Here is a 235-nt window from a genome sequence, read left to right as displayed (position 1 = left end):
AAAATTAAAAAATATGAGCTACACTGTTATCTAGTTTTCAAAGAACATACATTTATATATGAGAGATAGTTCTCTCAAAACTGAACAAAACGAAACACGGAAACTTTATTGATGAACAGCGTTCATCAATTCTCCATAGAAAGGAGGTGATCCAGCCGCACCTTCCGATACGGCTACCTTGTTACGACTTCACCCCAATCATCTGTCCCACCTTAGGCGGCTGGCTCCAAAAAGG

Annotated in this window: 1 rRNA gene; it reads right to left on the bottom strand. The window is 40.0% G+C overall.

Going from position 1 to position 235, the window contains the following annotated elements:
* Window positions 1-139 precede the first annotated feature (139 nt).
* Window positions 140-235, bottom strand: a 16S ribosomal RNA gene (locus MR143_RS32825); the annotation flags it as partial.

The organism is Bacillus cereus group sp. BfR-BA-01347 (assembly GCF_022663835.1).
GTDB lineage: Bacteria > Bacillota > Bacilli > Bacillales > Bacillaceae_G > Bacillus_A > Bacillus_A thuringiensis_K.
This window is presented reverse-complemented; position numbering and strand designations above follow the sequence as displayed.